3 protein-coding genes are annotated in these 3,791 nt (G+C 69.2%); 2 read left to right on the top strand and 1 reads right to left on the bottom strand.

Going from position 1 to position 3,791, the window contains the following annotated elements; all coding sequences use genetic code 11:
• Both VIR09_RS09705 and VIR09_RS09710 read left to right on the top strand, forming a co-directional pair.
• On the top strand, nt 1-935 hold a 935-nt coding region (locus VIR09_RS09705; RefSeq protein ID WP_332012667.1), incomplete at its 5' end, for a tripartite tricarboxylate transporter substrate binding protein.
• Nucleotides 936-946: 11 nt separating this feature from the next.
• Nucleotides 947-2,074: a CoA transferase gene (locus tag VIR09_RS09710; RefSeq protein WP_332012668.1), complete on the top strand. Its 1,128-nt coding sequence runs from the start codon at nt 947-949 to the stop codon at nt 2,072-2,074.
• Nucleotides 2,075-2,086: 12 nt separating this feature from the next.
• On the opposite strand, the gene ggt is transcribed toward VIR09_RS09710, so the two are convergent.
• A complete protein-coding gene (gene ggt / locus VIR09_RS09715) occupies nt 2,087-3,790 on the bottom strand; it encodes a gamma-glutamyltransferase (protein ID WP_332012669.1) in 1,704 nt (567 codons plus the stop codon).
• Between the last annotated feature and the right edge of the window lies 1 nt (nt 3,791).

The following is a 3,791-nucleotide window of genomic DNA, read 5'->3' on the forward strand; positions in this document are numbered from 1 at the left end:
CCCCCGCCACGCCCGCGCTGGCCGCGGATGCCTATCCCTCGGCCCGGCCGGTGACGCTGATCGTGCCCTTCCCGCCCGGCGGCCCCACCGACGCCCTGGCGCGCCGGCTGGCCGACAAGCTGCGGCAGCCGCTGAACCAGAACGTCATCGTCGAGAACCGCGCCGGCGCGGGCGGCAACATTGGCTCTGAATACGTGGCCACCGCCAAGCCCGACGGCTACACCCTGCTGTTCGGCACCTCCGGCCCGCTGGCGATCAACGTCAGCCTGTACAAGAAGCAGGGCTACAACCCCGAGACCAGCTTCGCGCCCATCATCCGCATCGGCCATCTGCCCAACATCCTGGTGGTGAACCCCTCGGTACCCGCCAACAACGCGCAGGAACTCATCGCCTACGCCAAGAAGAATCCGGACAAGCTGAGCTATGCCTCGTCGGGCAACGGCGCCTCGTCGCACCTGGCCGGGATCCTCTTCAACAACATGGCCGGCACCCAGATCATGCACATCCCCTACAAGGGCACGGGCCCGGCGCTCAACGACCTGCTGGGCGGACAGGTGTCGATGTCGTTCACCGACATCCTGACCGCGCTGCCCTACATCAAGGCGGGCAAGCTGCGCGCCATCGGCCTGGCCAGCGCCCAGCGCTCGGACGCCCTGCCCGACCTGCCCACGCTTTCCGAGCAAGGGCTCAAGGGCTACGACGTCAGCGTGTTCTTCGGCATCGTGGCGCCCAAGGGCACGCCGGCCGATGTGGTGGACACCTTGAACCGCGCCTTCAAGACCGCGCTGTCCGATCCCGAGGTCGCGCAGACGCTGCGCAGCCAGGGCATCGTCGAAGCCCAGGACCAGACGCCGCAAGGCCTCGCCACCTTCATCTCGTCCGAAGTGCCCAAATGGCGCGACCTGATCAAGAGCGCCCACGTTTCCATCGACTGAACGGACCCCACATGGCTGCAACCCTGCCCAACGCCGGCGCCCTGGCCGGCTGCAAAGTGATAGACCTGTCGCGCGTGCTGGGCGGCCCCTATTGCACGCAGATCCTGGCCGACCACGGCGCCGACGTGCTGAAGATCGAGCCGCCCGGCGGCGACGAAACGCGCGGCTGGGGGCCGCCCTTCCTGGGCGACACGGCGTCCTACTTCATCGGCGTGAACCGCAACAAGGACGGCATGACGCTGGACCTGTCGCAGGCCGCGGGCCAGGAGCTGCTGCGCCACCTGCTGGCCGATGCCGACGTGCTGGTCGAGAACTTCAAGCCCGGCACGCTGGAAAAATGGGGCCTGGGATATGACACGCTGAGCCGCGACTTCCCCGCGCTGATCCATTGCCGGGTCAGCGGCTTCGGCGCCGACGGGCCGCTGGGCGGCCTGCCTGGCTACGACGCCTGCGCCCAGGCCATGTGCGGCCTGATGAGCGTGAACGGCGACGCGGACGGCGAAGCCACCCGCGTCGGCCTGCCGGTGGTGGACATGGTGACTGGCCTGAATGCGGCCGTGGCCATCCTGCTGGCCCTGAATGAGCGCACACGCAGCGGCCTGGGGCAATTCCTGGATATCACGCTGTACGACTGCGCCTTGTCGCTGCTGCATCCGCACGCGCCCAATTACTTCTACAGCGGCAAGGTGCCCGCGCGCAGCGGCAACGCGCATCCGAACATCGCGCCCTACGAAACGCTGCCCACCGCCAGCGGCCCGATCTTCCTGGCGGTCGGCAACAACCGCCAGTTCGCGCAGCTGGCGCAGACGCTGGAGGCGCCGGGGCTGGCCGAGGATGCGCGCTACGCCACCAACGCCGACCGCCTGCGCAACCGCCAGGCCTTGCGCGACGACCTGTCCGCGCTGCTGGCGGACCACGACGCCGCCGCGCTGTCCGACCGCCTGCTGCGTTGCGGTGTGCCCGCGGCTGCCGTGCAGACCGTGGACCAGGCGCTGGCGCATCCGCATACCCGCCATCGCGGCATGGTGCTGGAGCAAGGCGACTACCGCGGCGTGGGCTCTCCGATCAAGCTGTCGCGCACGCCAGCAACACTACGCAAGCTGCCGCCGGCGCTGCGTCCCGCCGACGCCGGCAAGTAAACCGGCACGGCCTCAGCCGCCCTGGGCGACGCCCTCGCGGCGCGGATCGGCGCCGCCTTGCAAGCCGCCAGCGTCGATCACGATGCCGTGGATGCCGCTGGGAAACTCAAGAATCCGCACCGGGTGCCCCATGCGCTCAAGCTCAGGCGCCAGCGCCTCCAGGGTGGTGCCCTTCTCCAGTTCGGTTTCCTTGTTACGGCTGCCCATATTGGGCAGATCGATGGCGGCCTGGATGTCCAGGCCCCAGTCCAGCACGCCGACGATGGTCTTGGCCACGTAGTTGATGATGGCGCTGCCGCCCGGCGACCCCACCAGCAGATAGGGCTTGCCGTCGCGCAGCACGATCATCGGCGCCATGGAGCTGCGCGGACGCTTGCCCGGCTCGATGCGGTTGGCGACGAGGCGGCCCTCGGGATCCTTGTAGGACGAGGAAAAGTCCGTCATCTCGTTGTTCAGCAAAAAGCCGCGCACGAAGATCTTGCTGCCGAATTCGTTTTCGATGGTGGTCGTCATGCTCAAGGCATTGCCCTGGGCGTCGACCGCCACCAGGTGGCTGGTCGAGGGCAGCGCCAGCGCATCGTCCTTGCCCAGCGACAGCAGCTTGCCTTCCGGATCGCCGGGCAACGCCACCTTCATGCTGCGGTCCGGCTGGATCAGCGCGCCGCGCGCGCGCAGATAGGCCGGGTCCAGCATGGCGCGCACCGGCACCCGCACGAAGTCCGGGTCGGCCACGTAGAAGTCGCGGTCGGCGAACGCCAGCCGGCCGGCCTCGGAGAAGTAATGCACCGCCTCCAGGCTGCCCGGCTTGTAGCTGCCGAGAGGGAATTGTTCCAGTTCGCCCAGCATCTGCAGCACCGCGATCGGGCCGCTGCTGGGCGGCCCCATGCCGCACAGCTGATAGCCGCGATAGGCGCCGCAGACGGGATCACGCGTCTTGGCGCGATAGCCGGCCAGGTCGGCCAGGGTCAGGTCGCCCGGTACGGCATGGCCGCGCACCGCGGCGACGATGTCCCCGGCGATCTCGCCCTGGTAGAACGCGTCCGCGCCTTGTTCGGCGACCGCGCGCAGCGTGCGCGCGAATTCGGGGTTCTTCAGCACATGGCCCACCGGCCATGGCGTGCCGTCCGGCGCATAGAAATAAGCCGCCGCCGCGGCTTGCGTGCGCAGTTCCTTGTTGCCGGCCAGCAGCTTGTACAGGCGGGGCGATACGGGGAAGCCCTGCTCGGCCAGCCGGATCGCAGGCTGGAACAGGTCGGCCCAGGGCAGCGCACCCTGCTCCTTGTGCGCCAGCTCAAGCCCGCGCAGCAGGCCCGGCACGCCCACCGCCAGGCCGCTATTGACGGCGCGGGCAAAGGGCACCGGCTTGCCGTCCGGGTCCAGGAAACGCTGCGGCCGGGCTGCCGCGGGCGCGGTCTCGCGGCTGTCGTAGGTCTGGATGCGGCCGCTCTTGGCCGAATACACCATCATGAAGGCGCCGCCGCCGATGCCGGACGATTGCGGCTCCACCAGGTTCAGCACCAGCTGGGTGGCGATAGCAGCGTCCACCGCGCTGCCGCCCCGGCGCAACATCTCGTCGCCGGCCTGCGTCGCCAGTGGATTAGCCGAGGCCATCATGAAATGCGGCGCGCGCACCAGTTGGCGCGTCTGCGTGCCGCTGGCGGCCTCGGGGTTCAGGTCTTCGACGGCTTGCTGCGTGCGCGCCCACGCGGCGGGCATG

It is taken from the genome of Achromobacter sp., from assembly GCF_036567245.1.
Classification (GTDB): Bacteria; Pseudomonadota; Gammaproteobacteria; order Burkholderiales; family Burkholderiaceae_B; genus Achromobacter.